Here is a 264-nt window from a genome sequence, read left to right as displayed (position 1 = left end):
ATCAACAGCCGTTTGATATCAAAAAGATTGAGTCTAAACCCTTATCAGATAAAGAATTGGAAAGAGTGTTAAAGGGTTATCAGTCGGATATTCCATTAGGCATGTTAACCGATGAAGATGACTTTCGAATATCGATTGCAGGTGCCCAAGAAAAAACCGCCTTACTTAATCTAGATGGACAGTGGCGGCTTCCTATTAAAGCAACCCCGACAACACACATCATTAAGCTGCCCATAGGTTCGATACCGAGTCATTCACATACTC

Annotated in this window: 1 pseudogene; it reads left to right on the top strand. The window is 40.9% G+C overall.

What is annotated here, in order from left to right:
* A pseudogene (locus AAEY78_RS13520) lies at positions 1-264 on the top strand (hypothetical protein); the annotation flags it as partial.

The sequence above is a fragment of the Psychrobacter sp. 16-MNA-CIBAN-0192 genome, assembly GCF_040309565.1.
Lineage (GTDB): Bacteria > Pseudomonadota > Gammaproteobacteria > Pseudomonadales > Moraxellaceae > Psychrobacter.
Note: the sequence above shows the minus strand (reverse complement) of the source record. Positions and strands in the feature narration are given on the sequence as shown.